We start from the raw sequence: 2512 nt of genomic DNA, 5'->3' as shown, positions 1-2512 counted from the left end.
GCCGCTTCACCGTCATCCGATAGGGGGGCACGGCGATGAAAGGGAAGAGGAAGATGGTAAGCTCTCCCAGGGCGAGAAGCATCTCACTGCTGATCCTGGCGCTGGCGATTCCCGGCCTGGTTCATGCGGGTGAGGAGTTCGAGAAGGTGGGCACGGTCGGCGGGCAGTTCCTGAAGCTCGGGGTCGGAGCCCGCGCCACGGCGATGGGATCGGCCTTCGTGTCGGTCGCCAACGACCCCTCGGCAGTCTACTGGAATCCGGCAGGAGTGGCCCGGATTCAGAAGAACTCCGTGGCCCTGAACCACACCGCGTGGTTGGCCGACATCTCGTTCACCCAGGCGGTCTATGTGTTCCACGTGGGGTTCCTGCCCGGGACCTTCGCCGCGAACGCTCGGGCCCTCTACATGGACTCCCAGCCGGTCCGGACGGTCTATCGTCCCGACGGGGAGGGAAGGAGCTTCGACGCCGGCGATGTAGCCTTCGGCCTGACGTACGCCCGGTCTCTGACCGACAAGTTCTCGGCGGGTCTCTCGGGGAACTTCGTCCAGTCCACGCTGGCGACATACACCGCGTCGGCCTACACGTTCGACTTCGGGACCCTCTACGACACCGGGTACCGTTCGCTTCGGATCGGCATGTCGATTCAGAACATCGGAACCGACATGCAGTTCATCGATGATACCGTCAAGATGCCGACTGTTTTCAGGGTCGGGATGTCGATGAGCCTCTACGAGGACGCGATGCACAGGGTCGTCTCCTCCGCGGAGTTCAGCCATCCGCCTGACAACAACGAGCGGGCGAACTGGGGAGCCGAGTATGGCTTCAAGGAGTTCTTCTTCGTCCGCGGCGGCTACCTGTTCAAGTACGACCTCGAGCGGTTCTCGGCGGGTCTGGGGTTCAAGGTTCCCTCGAGCCTCAACTCCGAGACGTCGGTCGACTACTCGTACGTGGACATGAGCACCCTGGGCGGCGTGCACCGGGTCTCGGTGGACTTCCGCTTCTAGGACCGGCGGGGAGGGTCAGGCACTCCGCAGGCTCGGGAGCGCCCCCGCGCGGCTCCTCTGCGGCCGAGAGCGTCCGGGGATCGGGCATGCCACCTCTTTGGACCATGCTGGTGTTTGCGGGCATCCTCCCCTTCAGCGGGGGGGAGGATGCCGCCGTGTTGCCCGTTCAGGCGAGCGGCGATATCCGCTTCGACCTAGATGCGGCGCGCCTGGGCCCGCCGCCCTCTCCGGAGATCGAGATCTATCTCGGACTCCCGGCGGCGTCCCTGACCGCCTCTCCCGACTCCTCGGGCTGGACCCGGCTCCTGGTGGAGACTCGCCTCGAGGATGCGGATGGGGACGAGATCGGCGGCGCGAAGACCGACTCGATCTGGGTGGACCTCAATAGGGCCGCCGGTCGAGGGAGTTCCGTTCCTGAGCGGATCCTCTTGACGCTCCGTCTCGAGTCGCCCAAGGGCGTGCGCCAGCTCCGCGTGACGGTCCTGGACCTCTCCGGCAGAAAGCGGGGCCTCCTGGACGCCCTGCAGGCGAAGAAGATGCGGGGCGAGGCATACGGCCGCTTCGAGGAAGATCGAAAACGATGCGGCCTCTCCGACATCGTCTTCCTGTGGGACATCGATCGATCGGAGGAGGGGGCGGACATCCCGGTTCGTCGTCGGCTCCTCCCCAACCCATCGAGGTTCTTCGGGCTCTATCACACATCCCTCCTCGCCTTCGCCGAAGGCCGAGAGGTGGATGCGATCGCTTACCGTGTTCGCAACCGGAAGGACAAGCGAATCGTCCTGCAGGGCGCCGACAGCGCCCTCGTTGCCCGAGATGGAACCGCCTCCTTTGTTCTGGCCGCCGATCTCTCGACCCTCGCAGCCGGGCTCTACCGGCTCGAGATCGAGGCAACGAGGGGCGGGGACTGCGAGGTCGGCGCGGACTTCCAGATCCTCTGGCAGGCTGAGTCGTGGAAGCGGGACTCCAAGGCGGCGCTCGAGGAGGCCTATGTCCTTCTGAACAATGTCGAGTACGAGAAGGTGCGGGAGATGTCGCCTGGCGAGCGGGAGGCCTATTCCGATGACCTGTGGCGCGCCCACGACCCTGATCCCTCCACGGGCAACAACGAGCTGCGGGATGTTTTTCTCGCGCGAGTCCAACACGCCGATCGTTTCTTCGGGACGGCGCTCAAGAGGGGGATGCTCTCCGATCGGGGTCGAGTGTTCATACGATTCGGTTCTCCTGACGAGATGACCAAGGAACTCAATCCGCAGGATCTCGACCTCCTGGCGAACGTCTTCCCTGGGGAGACGGGCGCCGGCAACCTCGATGACATCTCCGGCTCGGGAAGGATGAATCCACGGGACGACTTGACGCGCCACAGGTCGACGCACGACGCGCGGGCCTACGAGATCTGGAGCTACCAGGTTCGTGGGGAGCCGCTCTTCCCCGATCTGGAGCTCGGCATCCGAACAACCGGGCTGAAGTTCATCTTCGTCGACGATCTTGGATACGGGGACATGCGG

2 protein-coding genes are annotated in these 2512 nt (G+C 64.6%); both read left to right on the top strand.

Features of this window, described 5'->3' with window-relative positions:
- The first annotated feature begins 35 nt into the window (after positions 1-35).
- Positions 36-1004 carry a PorV/PorQ family protein gene (locus FJY88_13500; GenBank protein MBM3288342.1) on the top strand — a complete coding sequence of 323 codons (969 nt, stop codon included), beginning with the start codon at positions 36-38 and terminating at the stop codon, positions 1002-1004.
- Positions 1005-1090: 86 nt separating this feature from the next.
- A partial coding sequence (locus FJY88_13495) for a GWxTD domain-containing protein (GenBank protein MBM3288341.1) occupies positions 1091-2512 on the top strand: 1422 nt, incomplete at its 3' end.

This window comes from Candidatus Eisenbacteria bacterium (assembly GCA_016867495.1).
In the GTDB taxonomy this organism is placed as follows: domain Bacteria; phylum Eisenbacteria; class RBG-16-71-46; order CAIMUX01; family VGJL01; genus VGJL01.
The sequence above is the reverse complement of the archived record's forward strand: the minus strand, read 5'-3'. Positions and strand labels throughout refer to the sequence as shown.